At 53.4% G+C, this 23,371-nt stretch carries 23 protein-coding genes and 1 pseudogene; 22 read left to right on the top strand and 2 right to left on the bottom strand.

Features of this window, described 5'->3' with window-relative positions:
* Both B7L15_RS09035 and B7L15_RS09030 read left to right on the top strand, forming a co-directional pair.
* On the top strand, positions 1-778 hold a 778-nt coding region (locus B7L15_RS09035), incomplete at its 5' end, for an IS30 family transposase (protein ID WP_085918649.1).
* Between the two features lie 28 nt (positions 779-806).
* A pseudogene (locus B7L15_RS09030) lies at positions 807-1,316 on the top strand (cytochrome c oxidase subunit 3); the annotation flags it as partial.
* Between the two features lie 4 nt (positions 1,317-1,320).
* Here the strand turns inward: B7L15_RS09030 and B7L15_RS09025 are convergent.
* Positions 1,321-1,473 (bottom strand): DUF2909 family protein, encoded by a 153-nt coding sequence (locus tag B7L15_RS09025; RefSeq protein ID WP_422823731.1) that lies wholly within the window; start codon positions 1,471-1,473, stop codon positions 1,321-1,323.
* A gap of 37 nt (positions 1,474-1,510) precedes the next feature.
* Between B7L15_RS09025 and B7L15_RS09020 the strand changes: the two genes are divergently transcribed.
* The 20 genes from B7L15_RS09020 to B7L15_RS08925 all read left to right on the top strand — a co-directional run bounded on the left by B7L15_RS09020 (position 1,511) and on the right by B7L15_RS08925 (position 22,525).
* Positions 1,511-2,227 (top strand): SURF1 family protein, encoded by a 717-nt coding sequence (locus B7L15_RS09020; RefSeq protein ID WP_085918647.1) that lies wholly within the window; start codon positions 1,511-1,513, stop codon positions 2,225-2,227.
* On the top strand, positions 2,211-2,729 hold the full coding sequence (locus B7L15_RS09015) for a hypothetical protein (protein WP_233337401.1): 519 nt from the start codon (positions 2,211-2,213) through the stop codon (positions 2,727-2,729). Before B7L15_RS09020 ends, B7L15_RS09015 begins: the two co-directional genes overlap by 17 nt.
* Before the next feature lie 33 nt (positions 2,730-2,762).
* Positions 2,763-3,869, top strand: coding sequence for a COX15/CtaA family protein (locus B7L15_RS09010; protein ID WP_085918646.1), 1,107 nt, complete (start codon positions 2,763-2,765; stop codon positions 3,867-3,869).
* An 86-nt stretch (positions 3,870-3,955) separates the two neighbouring features.
* Positions 3,956-4,423, top strand: coding sequence for a DUF2489 domain-containing protein (locus tag B7L15_RS09005; protein WP_085918645.1), 468 nt, complete (start codon positions 3,956-3,958; stop codon positions 4,421-4,423).
* 288 nt (positions 4,424-4,711) lie between these two features.
* Positions 4,712-5,584, top strand: coding sequence for an OmpA family protein (locus tag B7L15_RS09000; RefSeq protein ID WP_085918644.1), 873 nt, complete (start codon positions 4,712-4,714; stop codon positions 5,582-5,584).
* Between the two features lie 203 nt (positions 5,585-5,787).
* Positions 5,788-7,710, top strand: a complete 1,923-nt coding sequence (gene thrS / locus B7L15_RS08995) for a threonine--tRNA ligase (RefSeq protein ID WP_085918643.1) — start codon at positions 5,788-5,790, stop codon at positions 7,708-7,710.
* Positions 7,711-7,770: 60 nt separating this feature from the next.
* Positions 7,771-8,262 (top strand): translation initiation factor IF-3, encoded by a 492-nt coding sequence (gene infC, locus B7L15_RS08990; protein WP_217808002.1) that lies wholly within the window; start codon positions 7,771-7,773, stop codon positions 8,260-8,262.
* Positions 8,263-8,343: 81 nt separating this feature from the next.
* Positions 8,344-8,538 (top strand): 50S ribosomal protein L35, encoded by a 195-nt coding sequence (gene rpmI, locus B7L15_RS08985; protein ID WP_009724291.1) that lies wholly within the window; start codon positions 8,344-8,346, stop codon positions 8,536-8,538.
* Positions 8,539-8,594: 56 nt separating this feature from the next.
* On the top strand, positions 8,595-8,948 hold the full coding sequence (gene rplT / locus B7L15_RS08980) for a 50S ribosomal protein L20 (RefSeq protein ID WP_066317588.1): 354 nt from the start codon (positions 8,595-8,597) through the stop codon (positions 8,946-8,948).
* Between the two features lie 164 nt (positions 8,949-9,112).
* The gene (gene pheS / locus B7L15_RS08975; protein WP_085918641.1) at positions 9,113-10,132 is read left to right on the top strand and encodes a phenylalanine--tRNA ligase subunit alpha; all 1,020 of its coding nucleotides are present in this window, start codon (positions 9,113-9,115) and stop codon (positions 10,130-10,132) included.
* A 26-nt stretch (positions 10,133-10,158) separates the two neighbouring features.
* On the top strand, positions 10,159-12,540 hold the full coding sequence (pheT, locus tag B7L15_RS08970; RefSeq protein ID WP_085918640.1) for a phenylalanine--tRNA ligase subunit beta: 2,382 nt from the start codon (positions 10,159-10,161) through the stop codon (positions 12,538-12,540).
* A 61-nt stretch (positions 12,541-12,601) separates the two neighbouring features.
* Positions 12,602-12,904, top strand: a complete 303-nt coding sequence (locus B7L15_RS08965) for an integration host factor subunit alpha (protein WP_085918639.1) — start codon at positions 12,602-12,604, stop codon at positions 12,902-12,904.
* Between the two features lie 208 nt (positions 12,905-13,112).
* Positions 13,113-13,580, top strand: a complete 468-nt coding sequence (locus B7L15_RS08960; RefSeq protein WP_085918638.1) for a flavodoxin domain-containing protein — start codon at positions 13,113-13,115, stop codon at positions 13,578-13,580.
* Positions 13,580-13,948: a hypothetical protein gene (locus tag B7L15_RS08955; protein WP_233337402.1), complete on the top strand. Its 369-nt coding sequence runs from the start codon at positions 13,580-13,582 to the stop codon at positions 13,946-13,948. Before B7L15_RS08960 ends, B7L15_RS08955 begins: the two co-directional genes overlap by 1 nt.
* 203 nt (positions 13,949-14,151) lie before the next feature.
* Positions 14,152-15,504: a trigger factor gene (gene tig, locus B7L15_RS08950; RefSeq protein ID WP_085918637.1), complete on the top strand. Its 1,353-nt coding sequence runs from the start codon at positions 14,152-14,154 to the stop codon at positions 15,502-15,504.
* A gap of 65 nt (positions 15,505-15,569) precedes the next feature.
* Complete coding sequence (clpP, locus tag B7L15_RS08945; protein ID WP_085918636.1) at positions 15,570-16,187, top strand: ATP-dependent Clp endopeptidase proteolytic subunit ClpP; 618 nt, start codon at positions 15,570-15,572, stop codon at positions 16,185-16,187.
* Between the two features lie 74 nt (positions 16,188-16,261).
* The gene (clpX, locus tag B7L15_RS08940) at positions 16,262-17,542 is read left to right on the top strand and encodes an ATP-dependent Clp protease ATP-binding subunit ClpX (RefSeq protein ID WP_066317568.1); all 1,281 of its coding nucleotides are present in this window, start codon (positions 16,262-16,264) and stop codon (positions 17,540-17,542) included.
* 176 nt (positions 17,543-17,718) lie between these two features.
* A complete protein-coding gene (gene lon / locus B7L15_RS08935; protein ID WP_085918635.1) occupies positions 17,719-20,130 on the top strand; it encodes an endopeptidase La in 2,412 nt (803 codons plus the stop codon).
* 189 nt (positions 20,131-20,319) lie between these two features.
* Positions 20,320-20,592, top strand: a complete 273-nt coding sequence (hupB, locus tag B7L15_RS08930) for a nucleoid-associated protein HU-beta (RefSeq protein ID WP_066317565.1) — start codon at positions 20,320-20,322, stop codon at positions 20,590-20,592.
* Between the two features lie 112 nt (positions 20,593-20,704).
* Positions 20,705-22,525 carry a SurA N-terminal domain-containing protein gene (locus B7L15_RS08925; RefSeq protein WP_085918634.1) on the top strand — a complete coding sequence of 607 codons (1,821 nt, stop codon included), beginning with the start codon at positions 20,705-20,707 and terminating at the stop codon, positions 22,523-22,525.
* Between the two features lie 68 nt (positions 22,526-22,593).
* On the opposite strand, the gene B7L15_RS08920 is transcribed toward B7L15_RS08925, so the two are convergent.
* Positions 22,594-23,364: a UDP-2,3-diacylglucosamine diphosphatase gene (locus B7L15_RS08920; RefSeq protein ID WP_085918633.1), complete on the bottom strand. Its 771-nt coding sequence runs from the start codon at positions 23,362-23,364 to the stop codon at positions 22,594-22,596.
* Between the last annotated feature and the right edge of the window lie 7 nt (positions 23,365-23,371).

Here is a 23,371-nt window from a genome sequence, read left to right as displayed (position 1 = left end):
GCTTTTTGAGCTGGTGGTCTACCTGCTGCGCAAGTACTGGTCACCAGAGCAAATAGCCCGCACACTGAAGCGTATGTTTCCTGATAACACTGACCGCCACGCCTCGCACGAAGCCATCTACAATGCGCTCTACCTCATGCCGCGCGGCTCGCTCAAGAAGGAGCTGATTGCCTGTTTGCGCCAGGGTAACGGTAAACGACGCCCTCGCAGCCGTGGCAAGGATAGGCGGCAACAGATTCCTGATCTGGTGAGCATCCACCTGCGGCCACCTGAGATTGAAGACCGCCTGATGCCTGGCCACTGGGAGGGGGATCTCATCATTGGCGCTAACAATCGTTCTGCCGTTGGTACATTGGTGGAGCGCACGACGCGTTTAGTGATCCTGGCGAAAGTGGATGGCACCACGGCTACAGCGGCGGCTGTTGGCTTCAGCGACAAGCTCAATGAGGTGCCGCGCGCTCTACGCCTGTCCATGACCTATGACCAGGGCAAAGAGATGGTGAAGCATGCCGAGATCACTCAGAAGACGGGGACAGCGATCTACTTTGCCGACCCGCATAGCCCATGGCAGCGGGGTTCCAATGAGAACACCAACGGGCTGTTGAGACAGTACCTGCCGAAGGGCACGGACCTGTCGGTCTTCAGCCAGGAAGAGCTCGACGAGATCGCCGACTCACTCAATACACGGCCGCGCAAGACACTGGACTGGCGCACGCCGCTGGAAGTCTACGCCGAGGTACTCAAGAAATCCGTCGCCGGACCGAGCGCGCTTCAATAGTGTTGCACTTGGAACTTGAGGCCGCCGTGTTTCCGCACTTTTATGGCCGAACTTTATTGCCGAATGGCCTTTGTTGAGTCCCCCGGATAGTTCAGTCTCAGGGCCTGATAATGTCTTTAGCCCTTGGCAGCTGCCCTTGGTGAATACATTGCTGTTGGTCACCTCAAGTATCACATTGACAATTTCCCATGAAGCACTCAAGGCTGAAAAGCGTGGTGTATGCAGGAACTGGCTGGCTGGAACGGTAATACTTGGTTGCTGTTTTATTTTTATTCAAGGTGTCGAGTATTATGAAGCTTACCAGCATTATGGTATTACGCTGGAAGCCGGTATTTTTGGGTCTACGTTCTTTATTTTAACGGGTTTTCATGGCGTTCACGTCATCATAGGCACCCTCATTCTTATGGTAATGCTGGCGCGTATCATACGCGGACATTTTTCGGATACTGAGAACTTTGGTTTTGAGGCATCCTGCTGGTACTGGCACTTTGTCGATGTTGTATGGTTAGGATTGTTCATCTTCGTTTACGTTGTGTGAGCACTCAGGTGAGTTGGCCGCTCCCGAATCCATAGACGATTAGCAATAAGAGCAGAGCAGCAAAGCCTATCCGCCATTTCAGAGATGTAAGTAGTCGCTTGGACGAAGAGCCATCACGTAACAGGTAACCAGCGCCTATCGCCAAGCTAATCAACATAGCGAAAAAAACAATGATAATGAGTGATTTAAGTAGCATGAAAAAGTACTCCTCATGTCGCTGGCGTCTATATGGCTGGTATGCGTTCTGGTTGTCGTTGGTGCTGCTGGGCGGTCTTCTTGGCGCATGGCAGTGGGACAGGGCCAATAATAAACAAGCGGCGGCTTCGGCGCGAGACAATGCGCCTGCGCTGGTTGACCCGCAAACGCTACCTACCGAAGGGGCTGAGCTTACGCTCAATGGTGAGTATATATCCGAGCATACTTTTTTTTTAGATAACCGAATTGCCAATGGACGGTTGGGGGTTGCCGTTTTAACCCCGCTTAAAGATAGATTTGGTCAGTACTGGTTGATTCAGCGTGGCTTTGTTGAAACCGGGACCAGTCGTGAATCGCCAATTATATCGACACCCAAAGAACACGTCTCTTTAACCGGGAAATGGCAGCAAGCAAATAATGATGGCCTATTGTTTGGACCTAACCGGGAAGAAGAGCGCCTTCAACAAATCAGCCTTACGCCTTGGCAAGGGGTGATACCCGGCTTTCGTTACCAGGGATGGGTGCATGCGCAAACCGGCGACGGCGTTTTCTCAGAGTGGTGGCAAGCCAATGTAATGCCAGCAAGTCGGCATATTGCCTATGCATTTCAGTGGTGGGGGCTTGCGCTGGTGGCACTGATCACGATGTTGGTTGGCAGACGTTATCTTTACTCGAGCCGAGAGCACCATGAGAGGGGGCATGATGATAGCCATTAATTCAGTCAATCGTCAGCGTATTAAGTTGGTATTGATATTCGTTATCTTTTCTGCGCCTATCATCACCGCTTGGGGGATGGTTGAGTGGCGTATCGGCGTTCCTGAACAGATTACGGCTCACGGATCACCCGCTGAGCAACTTCCATTACTTGAGCATTGGCCCGTTGAAACGGTTTCAAAGACAGATGTTGGTGAAGATCAATGGACATTAGCATTTGATTGTTCGGTTAAGTGTGCAGAGCGCCGAGACATCCTGTGGCGAATGCATCGCGCTCTCGGCCGTGAGGCCCATCGGTTGGCGCGATTAAGTATCGGCGGAGGAGGTCAGGCATTGCCTGGCGAGCAGTTGGCACGTTGGGAAGGAAAGCCCACCTGGCGAAAAGCAAATAGCGTGTGGTTGATTGATCCTCAGGGTCGTCCGGCGTTGTCGTTTCCTGCTTCTGTGCCGGTGGCAGATATACTCGACGACACGCAACATTTATTTAAGGTCAACGCCAGATAGCATAGAACAAGCGCTTTGCCGTGGGAGGTCTCAATGGTTGATCAACAGCGTATTGTCGTCGTCAAGGGGCTGTCATTTATCGGTATCTTTTTTACCGCTCTGGTGATGTTAGTGGGGGCCTGGACGCGACTGTCAGACGCAGGTTTGGGGTGTCCAGATTGGCCAGGGTGCTACGGTCAATGGGTGGTGCCCACAGCCGATCACGCCGCTGTGAACTATCCAGCCTTCCCCTTAGAGGCATCGAAGGCCTGGCTTGAAATGTTCCATCGCTATGTTGCAACCATGCTCGGCGCGACTGTCATCCTGCTGTTGTGGCTGGGTTGGCCACTAAGACGTGTAAAGCAATATCCATGGAATATCAGCATTATCTTGTTAATGGCTATTACGGCACAAGGGACATTTGGTGCGTTGACCGTCACCCTCAAATTATGGCCCCAGGTGGTTACGTTGCATTTGCTGGGTGGTATGGGGATTCTGTTGCTGTTTGTATTGTTGTATAGCCGTCTGAAAGCATTACAGCAAAATTCTGGTCGGCAGCCACGTCGAGCATCTGCACACTGGTGGCTGGTGGCAGTACTATTATGTTGCCAGATAGCGTTGGGGGGCTGGGTTTCGAGCAACTATGCTGGTATTTCATGCCAGGGCTTCCCGTCGTGCAATGCTCAATGGTGGCCGGAAATGGATATTAGTGAAGGCTTCCACTTGACCCAAACCGTAGGACCCAATTATTTACACGGCCAGTTGCACGCTGATGCGCGAACCGCGATTCATATGATGCACCGACTGGGGGGCGGCTTGCTGGGAGCGGCTCTAATGGCTTTGTGGTGGCGATATCGGCATGACAGGGCGGCACTCGGCTTGCTTACGGTATTGAAAATCTACTGCCTCCAGGTGGTCCTCGGCATTGCCAGCGTTGTTCTGTGGCTGCCGCTATGGTTGGCGTTACTGCATACCGCCGGCGCGATGGCGCTTAGTGTCAGTTATTTAATTGCCTGGCGGCAGTGGCGATACAGCATGTCGGATAGAAATGCTCACGGGCTCAACTCTTCCTCGACGGCAAACTATTTATCGCCTGATAAGGCAAGCCAGCCAGCAGAGCTAGTAACACTCGCTGCCAATCGACAAGCTCGATATGATTAGCGTGATCGATATAGATGCTGTAAGGTCATGATGATTGATATGTACAATTTTGGTAAAGCAATTGATAGGTTTGGGTAAGGAGCATCATGAGTCTGACGTATGCATTGTTACTTCTCTTGGTTGCGGTTGTGGTGATTGTCGCACTGGGTGGCTACGCCTACCGCTTACGCAAGGAAGTCAAGCGGCGTGATGCGTTTCGCGTCGCTGAAGACCAACAGGCTCAGTTGAAGAGCCTGGAGAATCTGGATTGGGTAACCGCTGCTTTGGTTCAGGAGCAGGTGGACATCACCGAAGGCGCTTGGCGTTGCAAAGTCTTGCTGGAGATTATCGACCCGAGCCTGACGGAAAGGTCTGATTTTCAAGCCTTCGCAGAGCATTATGAGCGCACAAAGCACCTTAAAACCCATTCGGCCAGGCAACAATTGACGCCGCGTGAGCGCATGGAAGAAGATCGTGAACGTCTTGCCGCGGAAGAGCAAATGCGAGATGCCGTGTTAGCCGCTGCTGAGGCTGTGATGACATGGCGTAAAAAGGGTGGGCAAGGGCTTCATTGAGCTGTCAATAGATTGATTGCCCAAATTTTTTAAGTGTAACGGCTGGTTTATAGTGCTCTTCGTGCTTAATTTGCTATGCTGAGGTATGTCAGCGTCTGCAACAAGTTGATAAATCGACATGTTGCCTAAGGGCATTGATTCGGTACCATGACCAACGGCCTCACACCGAGGAAGGCAAATTTTGGCGGTGTCAGGCAAGCGAAAAATGGATGCTCTCGCTTAAAAAGAAGCATTATATGACATGGTCACTAATGACCATGTCAGCATTGGATCAAGAAGGAGTTCTGCATGAAAAAATCAACGACTGGCTTGCTAATCGGTTCTGCTCTGGTAGTGGGCCTTTCCGGTTGCGCTAGCTCTGCCTCCCAGTCTTCCGGCCAAATGAGCGCCAGCAGCGATCGCAGCTGGTATCAGCATCCTTTTGTTTGTGGCTTGGCCGGTAGCGTAATTGGTGGAAGCATCGGCTACGCGGGCAGCAGCAGCTCTGACGAAGACACGGGCGCTGCTGTTGGTGCGACAGCGGGTGCCACTATCGGTGCTATGCTGTGTGCGGACAGCAGCCCTGAGCCTATGGAGCCTCAATGCCCGAGTTATGGCGGTGAAATTCCTGCTGGTGCAGCTGTCGATGCTGAAGGCTGCCCGTTAGATTCCGACAATGATGGCGTGCCTGACTTCCGTGATCAGTGCCCGGGTACTCCTGCAGGCGTTGAAGTCGATGCCAACGGTTGCCCGCTGGACTCTGATAACGATGGCGTGCCTGACTACCGTGACCAGTGCCCCAATACACCGGCAGGTGTTGAAGTCAATTCATTGGGTTGCCCGGACAGCGTTGTACTACAGGATGTCAACTTTGAGTTTGATTCCGCTCAACTAACCGCTGAAGCGCAAAATGTGCTTAATGGCGTTGCTGAGCGCTTGGTGAATAATCCTGGCGTGCGTGTCCGCATTGAAGGTCACACCGATTCTGTTGGCTCCAATCAGTACAACATGGATCTGTCCCAGGCTCGTGCCGAGTCGGTGACTGAGTATCTTGCAACTCGTGGCGTCGAGTCCAACCGCATGATGGCTGAAGGTTTCGGTGAGGAGCAGCCAATTGCAACGAATGAAACTGCTGCAGGACGTGCTGAAAACCGTCGTGTAGAGCTGGATGAGTGGAACTAAGGTACGCATTTAACGCGCCGACCTTACGGTTTTAAATCGCGTTAATTGAAGTAAGCGGGGGGCTTTAGCCTCCCGCTTTTTTATTTATACAAAGTCCGTCATCTGTTAGTCTTGTACGTTGTTATCGTTAACCTATTTTTACATCATTGATAGCGAAATGTGATCCTTGGTATGGATCACCACTGCGCTCAAGGAAAATCCGCATGCCCATTGTGACACTGCCAGACGGCAGTCAGAGAACATTTGATGAACCGCTTTCCATTATGCAACTGGCAGAGTCCATTGGCCCTGGTTTGGCTAAGGCCTGCGTTGCCGGAAAAATCGACGGCGTCCTGGTAGATGCTGCTGATCTGATCGAGCAAGACGCTCAGGTGGCCATCCTTACTGCCCGTGACCCCGAGGGGCTGGATATTATCCGGCATTCCTCTGCGCATTTGATTGGCCACGCCGTCAAGCAGCTATATCCCAATGCCAAGATGGCAATTGGTCCGGTCATTGAAGACGGCTTCTATTACGATATCGAATTTGGCAGCTCGGTATCGCCTGATGATCTGGAAGCAATAGAAGCGCGTATGAAAGCGCTTATTGATCACGAATATGACGTCGTACGTGAGTACGTGGATCGTGATCAAGCCATGCTGACCTTCCTGCATCGTGATGAGCCCTATAAGCAGGAAATTGTTCGGGATATTCCCGAGGGCGCTACCATCCGGCTCTATCATCATGAAGAATATACCGATATGTGTCGGGGGCCGCATGTCCCCAACACGCGTCACCTCAAAGCCTTCAAGCTGACCAAGCTGGCGGGGGCTTACTGGCGTGGTGATGCCTCGAATCCCATGTTGACGCGGATTTACGGAACAGCGTGGGGCGACAAGAAACAGCTCAAGGCTTATCTAAAACGGCTGGAAGAAGCTGAGAAACGGGACCATCGCAAGCTGGCGCGCAAGATGGATCTTTTTCATCTCCAGGAAGAAGCGCCTGGCATGGTGTTCTGGCATCCCAACGGCTGGACGATGTATCAGGCCTTGGAAGACTACATGCGCCAGATCCAGCGTGAACACGGTTATCAGGAGATCAAGACGCCCCAGGTCGTGGATCTTTCCCTGTGGAAAAAGTCGGGTCACTGGGGACACTACAATGAACTGATGTTTACCACGGAATCGGAAAAGCGCGAATATGCGGTCAAGCCCATGAACTGCCCGTGCCATGTGCAGGTCTTTAATCAGGGGCTCAAGAGCTACCGTGATTTGCCGTTACGCTTGGCAGAATTTGGTAGCTGCCATCGCAACGAGCCGTCTGGGTCCTTGCATGGCCTGATGCGTGTACGCGGCTTTACGCAGGACGACGCGCACATCTTTTGTACTGAAAGCCAGATTCAGGCGGAAGCGGAAGCCTTCATTGCGCTCACGCTTCAGGTATATAAAACGCTTGGCTTTGAAGATGTGGAGCTTAAGCTGTCAACCCGGCCCGAAGACTTCTTGGGCGAGGCTGATGTGTGGGATCAGGCTGAGCAAGGATTGGAAGCTGCCCTCAATGCCACCGGGCTTGACTGGGAGTTGCAGCCGGGTGAGGGTGCCTTTTATGGTCCGAAGATTGAGTTTGCCCTGCGCGATTGCCTGAATCGCGTGTGGCAATGTGGTACGCTACAACTCGATTTCAATTTGCCAGGTCGGCTTGGAGCGCAATACGTAGCCGAAGACGGGGCTCGCAAAACGCCAGTGATGCTGCACCGTGCTATATTAGGTTCCTTCGAGCGCTTTTTGGGAATTTTGATTGAGCACTACGCTGGCGCAATGCCATTATGGCTGGCACCGCAGCAGGTCAGCGTGATGACGATAACCGATTCACAGCGTGATTATGCCCTTGCTTTAGAGCAACGTTTGCAAAAAAATGCAATGCGAGCAAAAGCGGACTTGAGGAACGAGAAAATCGGCTTTAAAATCCGCGAGCATACGTTACAGAAAGTTCCCTATCTCCTGGTGGTAGGAGATAAGGAAGTCGACGCTGACTCAGTGGCCGTGCGAACTCGCAGCGGCGAAGATCTCGGCACTATGACGGTCGATGAGTTTATCGAACGTTTCAGTGCTGAGCGAGCAGCCCTGGCGACATCGTCAATTGCCTAAGGAGACGGAACGATCAAGAGAAGCAACCAGCGCGGGCGTCCAGCAGACAAGCGCCCACCAATGAACGAGCGAATTACCGAGCAAGAAGTGCGTCTTATCGATAGCGAAGGTGAGCAGTTGGGTGTAGTGCCCACCACCGAAGCGTTGGAACGTGCTGAATCTGCCGGTTTGGACCTCGTGCAAATTTCGAATGCCGATCCCATCGTCTGCAAGATTATGGATTACGGCAAATTCGTTTTTGAGCAGAAAAAGCAAAAAGCGGCTCAGAAGAAGAAGCAGAAGCAAATCCAGGTCAAGGAAGTTAAATTCCGGCCTGGCACCGACGAGGGCGACTATCAGGTCAAGCTGAAAAACCTGACGCGCTTTCTTGAAGGTGGTGACAAGGGGAAGGTCACATTGCGCTTCCGTGGTCGTGAAATGGCGCACCAGGATATCGGCCGAAAGCTGATGGAACGGATTGCGGCAGACCTGGAAGAGATCGGAACGGTGGAAGCATTTCCAAAAATGGAAGGCCGCCAGATGATCATGATCCTTGCCCCGAAAAAGAAGTGATCCAACGGCGAAGTTAACGGGCTACCTCCTGTAGGTAGTAGGCCCTGGATTTTCTAAAAAACATCGAGCGGAGTTTTCCTCATGCCGAAAATCAAAAGCAACAGTGGTGCTGCAAAGCGCTTCAAGAAGACAGCCAATGGCTTCAAGCACAAGCAGTCTTTCCGTAGCCACATTCTGACCAAGAAGTCGACCAAGCGTAAGCGTCAGCTGCGCGGTATGAAGCAGATTCATGCGTCTGATAAGGCGCTTATCCAGCGCATGCTGCCGAATCTGTAACGTCGAATTTTCTAAACTGAGTGCATTTGCCTCAGTCATAAAGTCAGGAGTGTGTTATGACTCGTGTTAAGCGTGGCGTAGTTGCCCGTCGTCGCCATAAAAAAGTATTGAAGCAGGCCAAAGGTTATTATGGTGCTCGTTCGCGTGTGTTCCGTGTAGCCAAACAGGCGGTTATCAAAGCCGGTCAATATGCCTACCGTGACCGCCGCAATCGCAAGCGTCAATTCCGTGCGTTGTGGATTCAGCGCATCAATGCGGGTGCGCGCATGAACGGTATGTCATACAGCCGTTTTGTTGGTGGCCTCAAGAAGGCCGGTATTGAAATTGACCGTAAAGTGCTGGCGGATCTGGCCGTTCATGAAAAAGCGGCATTTGCTGCCATCGTGGAAAAAGCCAAGGCTGCCCAATAAGCTTCAATTGGCACCGGTGGTGCCAGTGAACGTTTCGGTCATTTCAGTGTGACCCATACAGGGGAAGAGCAGCCGCTCTTCCCCTGTTTTTATGTCACGCTCTTCAATCACAACGTGACACGCCATCCTCGGGATGGAAATCGCTTAATTCGGAGATGAACAGGATGGACCACCTTCCAGCGCTGGTATCTGAAGCACGCGACGCCATTCAGGCGGCACAGAGCGTCGCTGCATTGGATGAAGTGCGCGTACGTTATTTAGGCAAAAAGGGCGAAATGACGACGTTGCTTAAAGGGCTTGGCAAACTGTCCGCCGAAGAGCGTCCAGCTGCAGGTGAGCGTATCAATCAAGCCAAGCAGACATTGGCGGGAGAAATCGACACCAAGCGCCAGCAGCTCGAAAGCGAGGCCCTTGAAGCGCGTTTGGCCGCGGAGCGTATCGACGTGACCTTGCCCGGTCGCACGCAGTCGGCTGGCGGCCTGCACCCGGTGACCCGTACACTGGAGCGGATCGAGGGACTGTTTACCCGCATAGGTTATGACGTCGCCGTCGGGCCAGAAATTGAAGATGACTACCACAATTTCGAGGCGCTCAATATCCCCTCGCACCATCCGGCTCGCGGCATGGCCGACACTTTTTACTTTGATGCAACGCGCTTGTTGAGGACACATACCTCGCCAGTGCAAGTGCGCACCATGAAAAGCACTGAACCGCCTATTCGGATTGTTTGCCCAGGGCGCGTTTATCGCAGCGATTCGGACCTGACCCACACGCCGATGTTTCATCAGGTCGAGGGTCTTCTGGTGGATGAAGATATCAGCTTTGCGGATTTGAAAGGCACGATTGAAGATTTTCTGCAGGCATTTTTCGAGCGGGATGATCTCTCGGTGCGCTTTCGTCCTTCCTACTTCCCGTTTACAGAACCTTCAGCGGAAGTTGATATTCAATGTGTCATGTGTAGCGGTGAGGGATGTCGTGTGTGTTCACACAGTGGCTGGCTTGAGGTGATGGGCTGCGGCATGGTCCATCCTGAAGTCTTTCGTCACTCAGGTATCGATGCTGAGCGTTTTACGGGCTTTGCCTTCGGTATGGGCGCTGAGCGCCTGGCAATGCTTCGATATGGCGTCAACGACTTGCGTCTTTTCTTCGAGAATGATCTGCGCTTCTTGCGTCAGTTCGCTTAAGTCCTTCGCCAACCACAGGAACGACCATGAAATTTTCAGAACAGTGGCTGCGTGAGTGGGTTTCGCCGCAGCTGGATACGCAGGCAGTCGCCGACCAGATCACCATGGCAGGCCTGGAAGTCGATGCCGTTGAGCCGGTGGCAGCATCATTCAGCGCCGTGGTAGTCGCGGAAGTGTTGACCAGGGAAAGTCATCCCAATGCCGACAAGCTCAACGTGTGCACAGTGGATGACGGCAGTGGTTCGTCGGTACAGGTGGTTTGCGGGGCGCCCAATGTCGACGCGGGCCAGAAAGTACCATTTGCCCGGGTAGGTGGTGTATTGCCCGGTGATTTCAAGATTAAAAAAGCCAAGCTGCGGGGTGTCGAGTCGCAAGGCATGATTTGCTCGGCCTCAGAGCTTGGCCTTGAAGAGGATACCTCGTCCGGTATTCTCGAACTGCCCATCGAAGCGCCTGTTGGCATGGATTTTCGTGAGTATATGCATCTCAATGACATGACGATTGAGGTCGATCTCACGCCTAACCGAGGCGACTGCCTGAGTATTAAAGGCATGGCCCGTGAAGTGGGGGTGCTTAACCGCCTGACGCTGACGGAGCCAGAGGCGCTGACGGTGCCTGCCGAGATCGATGATACCTTCGCGGTCGACCTGGAAGCGCCGGAACAATGCCCGCGTTATCTGGGCCGTGTCATCACCAATGTCAACACAGGCGCGGAAACACCTCTATGGATGGTCGAGCGCTTGCGTCGCAGCGGTATCCGTGCGATTGACCCGGTTGTTGATATTACCAACTATGTGATGCTGGAACTTGGCCAGCCCATGCACGCCTTTGACCGGGAAAACCTCAGCGGCGGTATCGTCGTGAGGATGGCTCATCCCGGTGAAACCCTAACCCTGCTGGATGGGCAGGAGATCGCTCTGCGGCCTGAAACCCTGGTAATTGCCGATCAGGCAGGTCCGCTGGCGATGGCAGGGATCATGGGGGGCGAGCTGTCCGGTGTCAGCGAAACAACACGGACGATCTTTCTGGAAGCCGCTTTTTTTAGCCCGGTGGCCATTGCCGGTCAGGCCCGTTCCTACGGTTTGCACACCGATGCCTCGCATCGCTTTGAGCGCGGTGTCGACCCAGAACTGACGCCCCTCGCCATCGAGCGTGCGACAAGCCTGCTCATGGAGATATGTGGTGGCCAGGCAGGGCCCGTTGTCGAGGCGAAGAGTGAGGCTGCAATGCCGACCACCAAGCACATCACGCTTCGCGCTGAGCGGCTTGAAAAAGCCCTTTCCAAACGTCTGGCCAGCGATGATGTCAGCGATATTCTCAAACGACTGGGTTTCAGCGTCACCGAAAGCGAAGGCAACTGGCTGGTGCAGGTACCCAGTTGGCGGTTTGATGTTTCCATTGAAGAAGACCTGATTGAAGAAGTGGCGCGAATCCACGGCTATAATAATCTGCCGGTTCGTCGCCCCGCTGCGCGACTTTCGCTGCGTCCCACAGATGAAGCCACGCTTTCCCTCGGGCGACTGCGCCGACAAATGGTGGCGCGGGGATTTCAGGAAGCCATTACCTATAGTTTCGTAGCCCCCGAGCTACAGTCGGCCATGCTGCCAGACGCCGTCTCGCCGGTTCTTGCCAATCCCATCTCTGCCGATATGTCGGTGATGCGTGCCAGCCTGATGCCGGGATTAGTGAGGGCGATGGAGCACAACCTTAACCGTCAGCAAAGCCGGGTGCGCCTGTTTGAGACGGGGCTGGTCTTCAACGGTGAGCTGGATGCTTTATCGCAAGTGCCGATGATGGGGGCGCTGGTGTGCGGCAGCCGCGACCCAGAAGGCTGGAGCGGCGCGAAGGTCGGCGTGGACTTTTATGACCTCAAAGGTGACCTGGAAAGCTTGTTGACATTGGGCGGCAATCGCGATGCGTGGCGGTTCGAGCCCGCTGAGCATCCAGCCTTGCACCCGGGTCAGAGTGCCCAGGTACTGTTTGAAGGCAAGCCGGCGGGTTGGATTGGTACCCTGCATCCTCAGGTGAGGGCAACGCTGGGACTTAAGGTTGATGCGGTCGTATTTGAAGTGCGTTTGGATCACTTGAGTCAGGGGTGTGTACCTGCTTTTGAGCCGCTGTCACGCTTTCCAGAAGTACGCCGTGATTTAGCGTTTACGCTTCCCAGTGAGCGCCCCGTGCAGACATTGCTGGATTGTGCGCAGGTAAAAGCCGGTGAATACCTGAAAGACATAACGCTATTTGATGTCTATGCTGGTAAAGGCGTTGCCGAAGGGTATAAAAGTATCGCGCTAGGCTTGACCTGGCAGCACCCATCGCGCACGCTTAATGATGAAGAAATCAATCAGTTGGTAGAGTCGATAGTGGCGCAGGTGCAGGCTGAGTTGGGCGCTGAGCTACGCGGCTAAAAATGCCAAGATGCGGTCCGTTCCGTATGCTTGGCGGCTTTGTGCTACACGGAGGATTCCCATGGGTGCGTTAACCAAAGCAGAGCTGGCGGAGCATTTACATACTGAGCTGTCGTTTTCCAAGCGGGAAGCGAAAGCTATGGTTGAGGCTTTCTTCGAGGAGATCCGAGCCTGCCTAAGGGAGAACGAGCAGGTGAAGCTGTCGGGTTTTGGTAATTTTGATCTTCGCGACAAGCGTGAGCGGCCTGGCCGCAACCCCAAAACCGGTGAGGAAATCCCCATTTCAGCCCGCCGGGTTGTCACTTTCCGTCCCGGGCAAAAGCTCAAGCAGCAAGTCGAGCATTATCGGGGGGCGGCATCATAAAGTAACGTAGATGCTCTGTTTCCCCTGTAAGCCACTGATTAACCCCCGTTGACGCTGCCCGTGTCGATGGGGGTTTTATATTGTCCACTCTGGTAGAGGTTCTCTTGAGGGTGCGCCATATCACGCAGGCATGTTAATATTTGAGCAAATTCATCAGGTATTAGTCGGCTATTTGTCGGCGGTACATTACCTTGTTTGAGGAGTCGTAATGCCTCGTCTAAGTATAGCAGTAGGTACCATGTACGGTGGTGCATTGGATGTGGCCGAGCAGGTCAAGCCGCTATTTGAGGAAGCGGGTTACGTGGTTGATATCCTGGAACAGCCAGTACTGGCGGACATTACCGATTCGATGCCGGATCTCGTGTTGTTTTGCGTATCGACCACCGGTAGCGGTGATTTCCCAGGCAACTTTGTTCCTTTAGTTCGCGACCTTCAGAGTCAGAGCCCATCACTTTCCTCGTTGTCTTACGGCCTGATAGCGCTCGGTGATAGCTCCTACGGTGACACCTTTTGTGGTGCGGGACGTCGTCTGGATGAGTTGCTGGCAGATCTTGGTGCGACACGTCTGGGCGAGCGATTGGAAGTCGATGCCATGGAAACCTTTATGGCCGATGACGCCGCATTACCCTGGGTCGAAGAATGGCTGGCGTCTGAGCAACTGCCGGTGAATAGCTGATGCAGCCGGGGGAGGCAACGTCAGCCAATAAAGTGAGCAGTGCGCTAGGCCTGTGTGTCGTGATGCTCGCCACCTTGCCTCGCTACATGGCGGGTGGCCACGAAACCCGCTTGACGTTGATACTGCTGGCTCTGGTGGTTGTGCTAGTGGCTACCGTCGTGCAGTGGCGTCTCCTGCCGCGCGATGGTCGACAGCAGCTTCCTGGTATGCTTAAACGTCTTGCCATCATGATGATGCTCGGAGTGTTGGTAATGGGGGCGTGGCATGCACTGTTCACCGACTGGATGAGCTGGCAGGTGTTTATTTCCCATGCAAGCACCTTTGGCCTTGTTGCCCACGTTGTCAGTCTATGGTGGGTGGCCAAATAAGGCGGCAGGCCATGAAAATTGTCCGCCTTGGTACTAAATCGATGTCAAAGGGGCTCTGAAACCAGCACTATCCCCTTGTTTTTCACGATGCTGCCCCCATCTTGCGAGCATGGCGCTTGCCACGATGCGCCAGGGTTCTTAAAATTGCCCCTTGGACTTATTTACAGCAATCAACACAACGCCCAGCCGTTAGAGGACAATTCATGCAAGTTTCCGTCGAGACGACCTCCCAGATTGAGCGCCGCATCACGATCCAAGTGCCTGCTGGCGAAATCGATGAGGCTGTCAATACTCGCTTAAAAGAAACGGCGAAGAACGTTCGCTTGAATGGTTTTCGCCAAGGGCGAGTGCCGATGGCCGTGGTTCGTCAGCGTTACGGTCAAAGCGTGCGTAATGAAGTTGTTGGCGAAGTAATGCGTGAGCGCTACGTGCGTGCAATCACCGATGAAGGCTTTAACCCGGCGGGCTATCCGCAAATCGAGCCGGTCGTCAACGAAGCGGGTAAAGACTTTGAATTTGTTGCCACCATGGAAGTCTATCCCGACGTCGAGCTTGCTTCGATTGAGGGAACAGAAGTGGAGCGCCCGGTAGTAGAAGTCACCGATGCTGATGTTGACGAAATGATCGACACACTGCGTAAGCAAAATGCGACCTATGAAGAAGTCGATTCTGCTGCGCAAGACGGCGATCAAGTGACCATCGACTTCCAGGGCTACCTTGGCGACGAGCCGTTCGAAGGCGGTAGTGCTGAAGGTCATGAGCTGGTGATTGGTTCCAATAGCTTCATCCCCGGTTTTGAAGAGCAGCTCATCGGTGCCAAAGTTGGTGACGACAAAACCATTACGGTGACCTTCCCTGAAGACTACCAGGCCGAGCACCTCGCGGGTAAGGAAGCCACCTTCAAGGTCAAGGTGCACAAGGTCAGCCGCCAGGCGCTGCCGGAAGTCGACGCCGAGTTCATCGAGCGTTTCGGCGTTGAGGGCGGAGACGAAGCCAAGTTCCGCACTGAAATCAAGAAGAACATGACCCGTGAAGCAGAACAGGCGGTCGATAACCGCGTCAAGCAGCAGGTGCTGGATGCGCTGAAAAAAGCCAACGACATCCCTGTTCCGAGTGCGCTCGTGCAACAAGAGACTGACGGCATGAAGCGGCAGGCTGCTCAGCAGTTCGGCCTCGGTGAAGATTTCGACGTCAGTCAATTGCCGAATGAGCTTTTCGAAGAGCAAGCGAAAGGCCGCGTTCAGGTCGGTTTGTTACTCGCCGAGGTCATCAAGGCGAACGAGCTTGACGCATCAGACGATGAGATTAAGGCGAAGGTTGAAGAACTGGCGGAGCAGTACCAAGATCCTTCTGAAGTCGTTGACTACTATATGGGCAACGAGCAGATGAAAACCCAGGTCAAATCTGCCATTCTCGAAGAAAAAGCGGTTGATAAGCTGCTTGAGCAAGCAACCGTCGCCGATGTTGATATGTCCTACCAGCAAGTGCTGGCAGCGGCTCAGCAACAGGCTGAGGCAGGTGAGGGCGCTGAGGAAGACGAAACTACCAACGCGTAAACTCCCTGACACTGGCGCACTTTCCGGGTGCGCCATTCCCTTATCGGACGCAAGGAATCACCTAAATGAGTGAATTTGATATTCAAAACGCCGGCGGTCTAGTGCCCATGGTGGTGGAGCAAAGCGCCAAAGGGGAAAGATCCTACGATATATACTCGCGTCTGCTTAAAGAGCGCGTTATCTTTTTGGTGGGCCCCGTCGAAGATTACACAGCCAATCTGGTCGTTGCCCAGCTGCTGTTTCTTGAATCTGAAAACCCCGACAAGGACATCCACCTTTACATCAACTCTCCCGGTGGATCCGTGACGGCAGGTATGTCGATCTACGATACCATGCAGTTTGTGAAACCCGATGTGTCGACAGTGTGTATTGGCCAAGCGGCCAGCATGGGTGCTTTGTTGTTGACCGCCGGTGCCCAAGGCAAGCGCTATTGCCTGCCCAATTCACGCGTGATGATCCATCAGCCGCTGGGTGGCTATCAGGGCCAAGCGTCGGATATCGAAATCCACACCCGTGAGATTTTGGGTATTCGTGAGAAGCTGAATCAGATTCTGGCACATCACACTGGCCAGGAGATTGAGGCTGTTGCGCGCGACACTGATCGCGACAACTTCATGAGTTCCAGCCAGGCTCAAGAATATGGCTTGATTGATGCAGTGCTGGATAAGCGGCCTACATCCTGATAGCGTGATGGGATACTGCATTTCCAACGAGCTTACAAGGCGGTCTTTACCGCCGCAGTGAAAGAGGTACGCGAATGGCCGACGGCAAAGGCAAAGACGAAGGTGGCAAGCTGCTTTACTGCTCGTTTTGTGGCAAGAATCAAAACGAAGTAAGAAAGCTGATTGCAGGTCCATCCGTCTATATCTGCGATGAGTGTGTCGACTTGTGTAACGACATCATTCGCGAAGAAGTTCTCGAAGCCGATGCCGAGAGCGATGAGGAGCGTTTACCTACGCCTCGCGAAATACGTTACACGCTTGACGACTACGTCATCGGACAGGATCGAGCCAAAATGGTCCTGTCGGTCGCTGTGTACAACCATTACAAGCGACTGAAATCTGAAGTCCGTGAAAGCGACGTCGAGCTCGGAAAATCCAACATCCTGCTGATTGGTCCGACGGGGAGCGGTAAAACACTCCTGGCCGAGACCATGGCGAGATTGCTGAATGTGCCGTTCACGATTGCTGATGCCACCACGCTGACGGAAGCGGGCTATGTGGGTGAAGATGTTGAAAACATCATCCAGAAGCTGCTGCAGAAGTGTGACTATGACGTCGAGAAGGCGGAACGAGGCATCGTCTATATTGACGAAATCGACAAGATTTCGCGCAAGTCGGACAACCCTTCAATTACGCGTGACGTTTCCGGCGAAGGCGTACAGCAGGCGCTGCTCAAGCTGATTGAAGGTACGACAGCGTCTGTTCCTCCGCAGGGTGGTCGCAAGCATCCCCAGCAGGAGTTTGTGCAGGTCAATACCGCCAACATGCTGTTTATTGTCGGTGGGGCATTTGCCGGGCTGGACAAAGTTATCCGTGACCGTGTTGAAAAGGGTGGTATCGGTTTCAATGCGACGGTTAAGAGCAAGGAATCATCTCGGGGTGTCGGTGAAATGCTTGCCGATGTCGAACCGGATGACTTGGTCAAGTTTGGCCTTATTCCTGAGTTCGTCGGTCGTCTTCCAGTGATCGCCACGCTTACCGAGCTCACTGAAGAAGCGCTGATCGAGATACTCACCGAACCCAAGAACTCCTTGATCAAGCAGTATGCCAAGCTGTTTGAAATGGAGAATGTGACGCTTGAATTTCGTGATGATGCGCTTCGTGCCGTTGCGGAAAAAGCGATGGAACGCAAAACCGGTGCGCGTGGCTTGAGGTCGATCCTTGAATCCGTATTGCTTGATACCATGTACGAAATACCTTCCTTGGAAGGCGTCAGCAAAGTGGTGATCGAAGCTTCGGTAATCGCCGGTGAAAGTGAACCGCTGTTGATTTACTCCCAGCAAGAAGAGGCACGGGTCGACGGTACCGATGGCTAAACCCATCACCGAAGAGCCTTAGCTTTCTATCGCTTTCGCGGTTAGCGCCAGTCAAGGGGGTCGCCTAGGCGGCCCCCTGTCATTAGTAGCGCAGTGCTACATGGTGCTTAGGCCGTGCTTTAAACGTAGTCAGTTCTCTTCCCAGAACTCATCTGATTTATCGAGGAACGTCTGCGATGCAGCAGAGCGCCGAACAGACACAATGTCTACCCTTGTTACCATTGCGCGATGTGGTGGTTTATCCGCAAATGGTGATCCCCCTTTTTGTGGGACGTGAAAAGTCGATCCAGGCCCTCGAGGCGGCAATGGAGGCTGACAAACGCGTTCTGCTAGTGGCTCAACGCGAGGCATCTCAAGATGAGCCCGACAACGCCGACCTTTATGCCATGGGGACGGTGGCTGACATCATGCAGCTCCTGAAGCTGCCTGATGGAACGGTAAAGGTGCTGATCGAAGGCAACTTCCGGGCGGACGTGAGTCGCATCGAAGAGCATGCTGATGGTTACACTCAGGCCTATCTGGTGGCCCGTGAAAGCCAGCCGCTGACGACCCGCGAGCAAGAAGCATTGGTTCGCGTACTGCTCAATCAGTTTGAACAGTACGTCAAGCTGTCCAAAAAAGTACCCAATGAAGTCCTCAACTCGTTGTCCGGCATTGAGGATCCAAGTCGCCTGGTGGATACCATCTGTGCGCATTTATCGCTGAAAATCGGCGATAAACAAGAGCTCCTGGAAATGGATCGTGTGCGTGATCGCATCGAGCATTTGATGGCGCTCATCGAGTCTGAAATTGACCTCTTGCAGGTAGAAAAGCGGATTCGCACGCGTGTCAAAGAGCAGATGGAAAAGACGCAGCGTGAGTATTACCTGAACGAGCAAATGAAAGCCATCCAGAAAGAGATGGGCGAGCTCGATGATGTACCCAATGAAGTGGAAAAATACGAGCAGGCGATTGCCGCATCCGGCATGCCGAAAGAGGCGGCGGACAAGGCCAACCAAGAGCTGAACAAGCTCAAGATGATGGCGGCCAACTCTGCTGAAGCCAGCGTGGTTCGTTCTTATCTGGACTGGCTGGTTGCAGTGCCGTGGAAAAAACGTACCCGTGTTAAGCACGACTTGCAGAAAGCCCAACAGGTGCTTGATGAAGATCACTATGGTCTGGAAGAGGTAAAGTCACGCATCCTTGAATACCTCGCGGTACAAAAGCGTGTACGCAAGATGAAAGGCCCCGTTTTGTGCCTGGTTGGCCCTCCTGGCGTGGGTAAAACGTCGCTTGGTCAATCGATTGCTCGGGCGACGAATCGTAAATACGTGCGCCTTGCTCTGGGCGGCGTGCGTGATGAATCAGAGATTCGGGGACATCGCCGAACCTATATTGGTTCGTTGCCAGGTAAACTCATGCAACGCATGAGTCGGGCAGGTGTTAAAAACCCCTTGTTTTTGTTCGACGAAGTCGACAAGTTAGGCATGGATCACCGGGGTGACCCGGCGTCTGCGCTGTTAGAGGTCTTGGATCCTGAGCAGAACAACAGCTTCAGCGATCATTACCTTGAGCTTGATTATGATCTGTCCGAAACGCTGTTCATCTGCACAGCAAATTCGATGAATATTCCGGGTCCCTTGCTGGACCGTATGGAAATCATTCGTCTTCCTGGCTATACAGAAGATGAAAAGCTGGCGATCGCCAATCGTTACTTGCTACCCAAGCAGTTGAAAGCCAATGGTTTGAAAAACGCCGAGCTGGCGGTTGAAGATGAGGCCTTGCTGGAGCTTATTCGGTATTACACCCGTGAAGCGGGTGTGCGTGAACTGGAGCGCCAGATCGCCAAGGTCTGCCGGAAAGTGTTGCGCGAGCGTATAGAACCTTCTGCCGTCAAGGATGGCGAATTGCCACCTGATCTGCTCGCGGCCAAGCACGTCGAGCACTATGCCGGCGTTCGGCGCTACAGCTATGGTCTTGCCGAAGAAGATGACCAGGTGGGCCGTGTGACCGGGCTGGCATGGACCTCTGTAGGTGGTGAGTTGCTTAATATCGAATCGGTTGTGACGCCAGGCAAAGGGCGAATCAACAAAACCGGCTCGTTGGGCGATGTCATGAAGGAGTCCGTCAGTGCTGCGCAAACCGTGGTACGTGCCAGAGCGCAGGCATACGGTATCGACGCCGAGCGATTCGAGAAAGAAGATCTACATATTCACGTCCCTGAGGGCGCCACCCCCAAGGATGGACCGAGTGCCGGGGTAGCCATGGTAACGGCGATTGTCTCTGCCTATACCCAACGGCCAGTGAAGTGTCAGGTTGCGATGACAGGTGAAGTCAACCTGCGTGGCGAAGTATTGCCGATTGGTGGGCTAAAGGAGAAATTGCTGGCAGCCCGTCGTGGTGGTATAAAGATAGTCCTGATTCCGGAAGAAAATCGTCGCGATCTCAAGGAGGTACCGGACAATATCAAGGATGCACTGGATATCCGTCCGGTACGCTGGATTGACGATGTACTTGCCGTGGCGTTGGCGGACGAACCTCTAGAAGGTGCGCCGCTACCTAAAGCGGATAAAGCGTTGGGTAACTCCGCCGTCGCCAATACACATTAGGCAACGTCGGCAAACCAATAGCATTTTGTTTGTATCATTGCCCAAAGCCTTTATGGCGGGCACATCCAGGCAAGGTTGCTTGACAGGCGTTTCAGGGCATTGCTATAAAACGCTGCTATGCCTTGATCGTCGATACCGTCGGTGACCATGTCTTTAGAACCATTTTTTGAAACAGTCAAGGGGTGAAGTGTGAATAAGTCTGAGCTGATTGAAGCCATTGCCGCGTCTGCAGATATTCCAAAAGCAGCGGCAACCCGCGCATTGGATGCCATGGTGGAGTCTGTCACCGATAGCCTAAAAAATGGTGACAGTGTTTCACTGGTGGGCTTTGGTACCTTCGCAATCAAAGAACGCGCTGCGCGTACGGGCCGTAACCCACAAACAGGTCAGCCGATCCAGATCAGTGCGGCAAAAGTGCCTAGCTTTAAAGCCGGTAAAGCATTGAAAGACGCCGTTAACTAAGTTGTACGCGTTTGTAGTCATCTATGGGCGCATCGCAACCGCGATGCGCCCATGTTATTTTCTAGCTCACCTTTAGGGGCGACCCGTTTAGCTGTGACTGCCTGAGGAAAACATGCTGCAAAGTATTCGGAATGGATCCAGAAGCTGGGGAGCCAAGATTATTATCGGGGTCATGGTGGCTGCCATGGCGCTTTTCGGTGTGGAATCTTTGTTTGGTCTGTTCGGTGACGACCCGAATCAGGAAATCAGCGTGAATGGCGAGCCCATCATGCGCCAACAGATTGAATTGGAAGTTCAGCGTGCTATGCGTTCGGGCCAGGTCCCTCCTGAGCAAGAGCGTCAACTGCGCAATGACATAAGGGATGAACTGGTAACACAAACACTGCTTACCCAATATGCTGAAGAAGGCGGCTTGTACGTATCCGAAGATCAAGTCGACCAGCTCATTGTGGGGATTCCTGAATTCCAGGATGAAGACGGACGATTCTCGCCCGACATATTTCGCAACCGCCTATCAGGTGCAGGCTATACCCCTCTTTCATTTCGTGAGGAACTGGAAGTGGACGTTAAACGTCAACAGCTTCAGCAAGGCCTCGCGTTTAGTGACTTCACGCTGGATAACGAACGTCAGCGTCTGGCAGAACTTCAACGTCAACAGCGCAGTTTTCGTTACGTGATGTTGGATGAAGATGACCTCGAGGGGGATATCGAGATCAGCGACGATGAGCTTCAAACCTACTATGAAGCCAATGCTGATCGGTTTGAACGTCCCGAACAGGTGCGTCTTGAGTATGTTCTGGTCGACCGTCGAGAAATGGCAAATAACGTCGATGTGGATGAAGAGGCACTGCGAGAAGCCTGGCTAGAGCGGACCGAAGACGCAGATCGTCGCGTTTCGCACATCATGATTACATTCGGTGATGAGCGCAATCGCGATGAAGCTCAGCAGCGGGCGGATGAAGCGCTACAAGCCCTTGAAGACGGCGAGTCTTTCGCCGATACGGCACTCCGCTATTCTGATGATACGGCCAGTGCGGAAGAAGGCGGCGACCTCGGCACGATCAGCCCTGGCTTCTTTGGTGAAGCCTTTGATGAGGCGGCATTTTCTCTTGATGAGGGGGAAACGTCATCGGTTGTCGAAATGGACAACGCCTTGCATATCATTCAAGTCACCGACATTGAGCGTCCGGCGTTTGAGGACCAGCGGGATTCGCTGCGTGAAGATGTCGCGATGAACGAAGTGAATGATGCGTTTAACGATAAGGTTCAGCAGCTCATCGACGAGAGCTTTGCCGCCGATGACTTGCAAAGCGTCGCCGAAGACCTTTCGCTAACCCTTGAAGAAAGCGACTGGCTGTCCCGGAATGACCAGGGTAGTAGCGTTCTATTTGAGCCAGGCGTCATGGAGCAGGCCTTCAGTGACGACGTTCTGGAGGAAGGTTATAACAGCGAAGTGATCGAGCTGGATGAAGACCGTCGATTGGTCGTTCGCGTTGCTGACCATCGTGAGCAGACTCAGTTGCCGCTAAATGACGTGCGCGATGAGGTCGAGGCAGCGGTACGCGCCAAGCGGCAACAGGAGCGGCTTCAGTCGCAAGCCGAAGACATGGTGGCACGCCTGCAGGCAGGTGAGTCGATTGATAGGCAATGGCTGGAAGCCAACAATGTACGCCGCCAGGATGAAGTCACGGCTTCTCAACTGATCGTGCAAGCTGCTTTCCGGATGCCCCATCCCGATGACGGCGAAAGCACCTACCAAACGGCAGTTCTACCTACTGGCGTTGCGGTCCTTGCGCTTGACGAAGTCACGGCGGGTGATGTGGATGAAGAGCGCGAGCGGTTTGTCGCTCAAATGGCCCAGCAATTGCGCGCGCAGGCGATTATTCAGGGGCTTGTTGAAGACCTGCGTAGTGACGCCGAGATTGAGCGATGATATTTGGGCGTTAAGCACGTACCGTCAAAAAAGCCGATCCAAGGGATCGGCTTTTTTTATAGTGGCCGCTAGGGAGGCGGTGGGTCGTTAAGGGGGAACTGCCGCAGCCGAGGGGTAGTATGGTCTGTTTTCTCGACCACAATATCCCAACCGTGACTGGCATCCCAGTCGCCAAGCACGAAGCGTTTTGCAGGAACATCTTCCACGGTTAAATCGTGCACTTTGGGGCGATGGGTATGGCCATGAATCATGGTTGTGACACCATGCTTTTCCATCAGCGCTACCACCTCATCGTGGGTAACATCCATGATGGCATCTGCCTTCTTGGCATTGGCATCTCCCGACTGCAGGCGTAGGCTGCTGGCCAATTCCAAGCGTTGATCCAGCGGCATGGCGAGTATCTGAGCTTGCCATTCAGTGTCCCGAGATTGTTGGCGAAATGCCATATACGCCTCATCCCGAGTGCACAGGCTATCGCCGTGCAAGATGACGGCAGGCACGCCCTGGAGCTCGATTTGTTCGACCTCGGAAAGCAGTGTCGCCTGGCAGGCGTCAATAAAGCGTTGGCCCAGCAAGAAATCACGGTTGCCGTGAATAAAATATATCGCGGTTCCATCGCTGCTAAGCCGGTGTAATTGCTGAATGACCTCGCGAGCGACAGCGCCCAGTGGGTGAGGCGTATCGAGGAGATCATCACCGATCCAGGCGTCAAACAGATCGCCCAGAATGTACAGGGCATCCGCTCCTCTGGCGGTATGGGCTAAATAATCATAGAACCCCTGATTGATCTCAGGGGTATCATGACTTAAATGCATATCAGCAACTAGCAGGGTACGCATATAGCTC

This window comes from Halomonas sp. CSM-2, assembly GCF_002119345.1.
GTDB classification, from domain to species: Bacteria; Pseudomonadota; Gammaproteobacteria; order Pseudomonadales; family Halomonadaceae; genus Vreelandella; species Vreelandella janggokensis.
This window is presented reverse-complemented; position numbering and strand designations above follow the sequence as displayed.

Excerpts from the sequence above, each read along its gene's own strand:
- B7L15_RS09025 (WP_422823731.1), bottom strand. The coding sequence starts at position 1,473 with ATGTTGATTAGCTTGGCGATAGGCGCTGGTTACCTGTTACGTGATGGC.
- B7L15_RS09020 (WP_085918647.1), top strand. The coding sequence starts at position 1,511 with ATGAAAAAGTACTCCTCATGTCGCTGGCGTCTATATGGCTGGTATGCG.
- B7L15_RS09015 (WP_233337401.1), top strand. The coding sequence starts at position 2,211 with ATGATGATAGCCATTAATTCAGTCAATCGTCAGCGTATTAAGTTGGTA.
- B7L15_RS09010 (WP_085918646.1), top strand. The coding sequence starts at position 2,763 with ATGGTTGATCAACAGCGTATTGTCGTCGTCAAGGGGCTGTCATTTATC.
- B7L15_RS09005 (WP_085918645.1), top strand. The coding sequence starts at position 3,956 with ATGAGTCTGACGTATGCATTGTTACTTCTCTTGGTTGCGGTTGTGGTG.
- B7L15_RS09000 (WP_085918644.1), top strand. The coding sequence starts at position 4,712 with ATGAAAAAATCAACGACTGGCTTGCTAATCGGTTCTGCTCTGGTAGTG.
- thrS (WP_085918643.1), top strand. The coding sequence starts at position 5,788 with ATGCCCATTGTGACACTGCCAGACGGCAGTCAGAGAACATTTGATGAA.
- infC (WP_217808002.1), top strand. The coding sequence starts at position 7,771 with ATGAACGAGCGAATTACCGAGCAAGAAGTGCGTCTTATCGATAGCGAA.
- rpmI (WP_009724291.1), top strand. The coding sequence starts at position 8,344 with ATGCCGAAAATCAAAAGCAACAGTGGTGCTGCAAAGCGCTTCAAGAAG.
- rplT (WP_066317588.1), top strand. The coding sequence starts at position 8,595 with ATGACTCGTGTTAAGCGTGGCGTAGTTGCCCGTCGTCGCCATAAAAAA.
- pheS (WP_085918641.1), top strand. The coding sequence starts at position 9,113 with ATGGACCACCTTCCAGCGCTGGTATCTGAAGCACGCGACGCCATTCAG.
- pheT (WP_085918640.1), top strand. The coding sequence starts at position 10,159 with ATGAAATTTTCAGAACAGTGGCTGCGTGAGTGGGTTTCGCCGCAGCTG.
- B7L15_RS08965 (WP_085918639.1), top strand. The coding sequence starts at position 12,602 with ATGGGTGCGTTAACCAAAGCAGAGCTGGCGGAGCATTTACATACTGAG.
- B7L15_RS08960 (WP_085918638.1), top strand. The coding sequence starts at position 13,113 with ATGCCTCGTCTAAGTATAGCAGTAGGTACCATGTACGGTGGTGCATTG.
- B7L15_RS08955 (WP_233337402.1), top strand. The coding sequence starts at position 13,580 with ATGCAGCCGGGGGAGGCAACGTCAGCCAATAAAGTGAGCAGTGCGCTA.
- tig (WP_085918637.1), top strand. The coding sequence starts at position 14,152 with ATGCAAGTTTCCGTCGAGACGACCTCCCAGATTGAGCGCCGCATCACG.
- clpP (WP_085918636.1), top strand. The coding sequence starts at position 15,570 with ATGAGTGAATTTGATATTCAAAACGCCGGCGGTCTAGTGCCCATGGTG.
- clpX (WP_066317568.1), top strand. The coding sequence starts at position 16,262 with ATGGCCGACGGCAAAGGCAAAGACGAAGGTGGCAAGCTGCTTTACTGC.
- lon (WP_085918635.1), top strand. The coding sequence starts at position 17,719 with ATGCAGCAGAGCGCCGAACAGACACAATGTCTACCCTTGTTACCATTG.
- B7L15_RS08925 (WP_085918634.1), top strand. The coding sequence starts at position 20,705 with ATGCTGCAAAGTATTCGGAATGGATCCAGAAGCTGGGGAGCCAAGATT.
- B7L15_RS08920 (WP_085918633.1), bottom strand. The coding sequence starts at position 23,364 with ATGCGTACCCTGCTAGTTGCTGATATGCATTTAAGTCATGATACCCCT.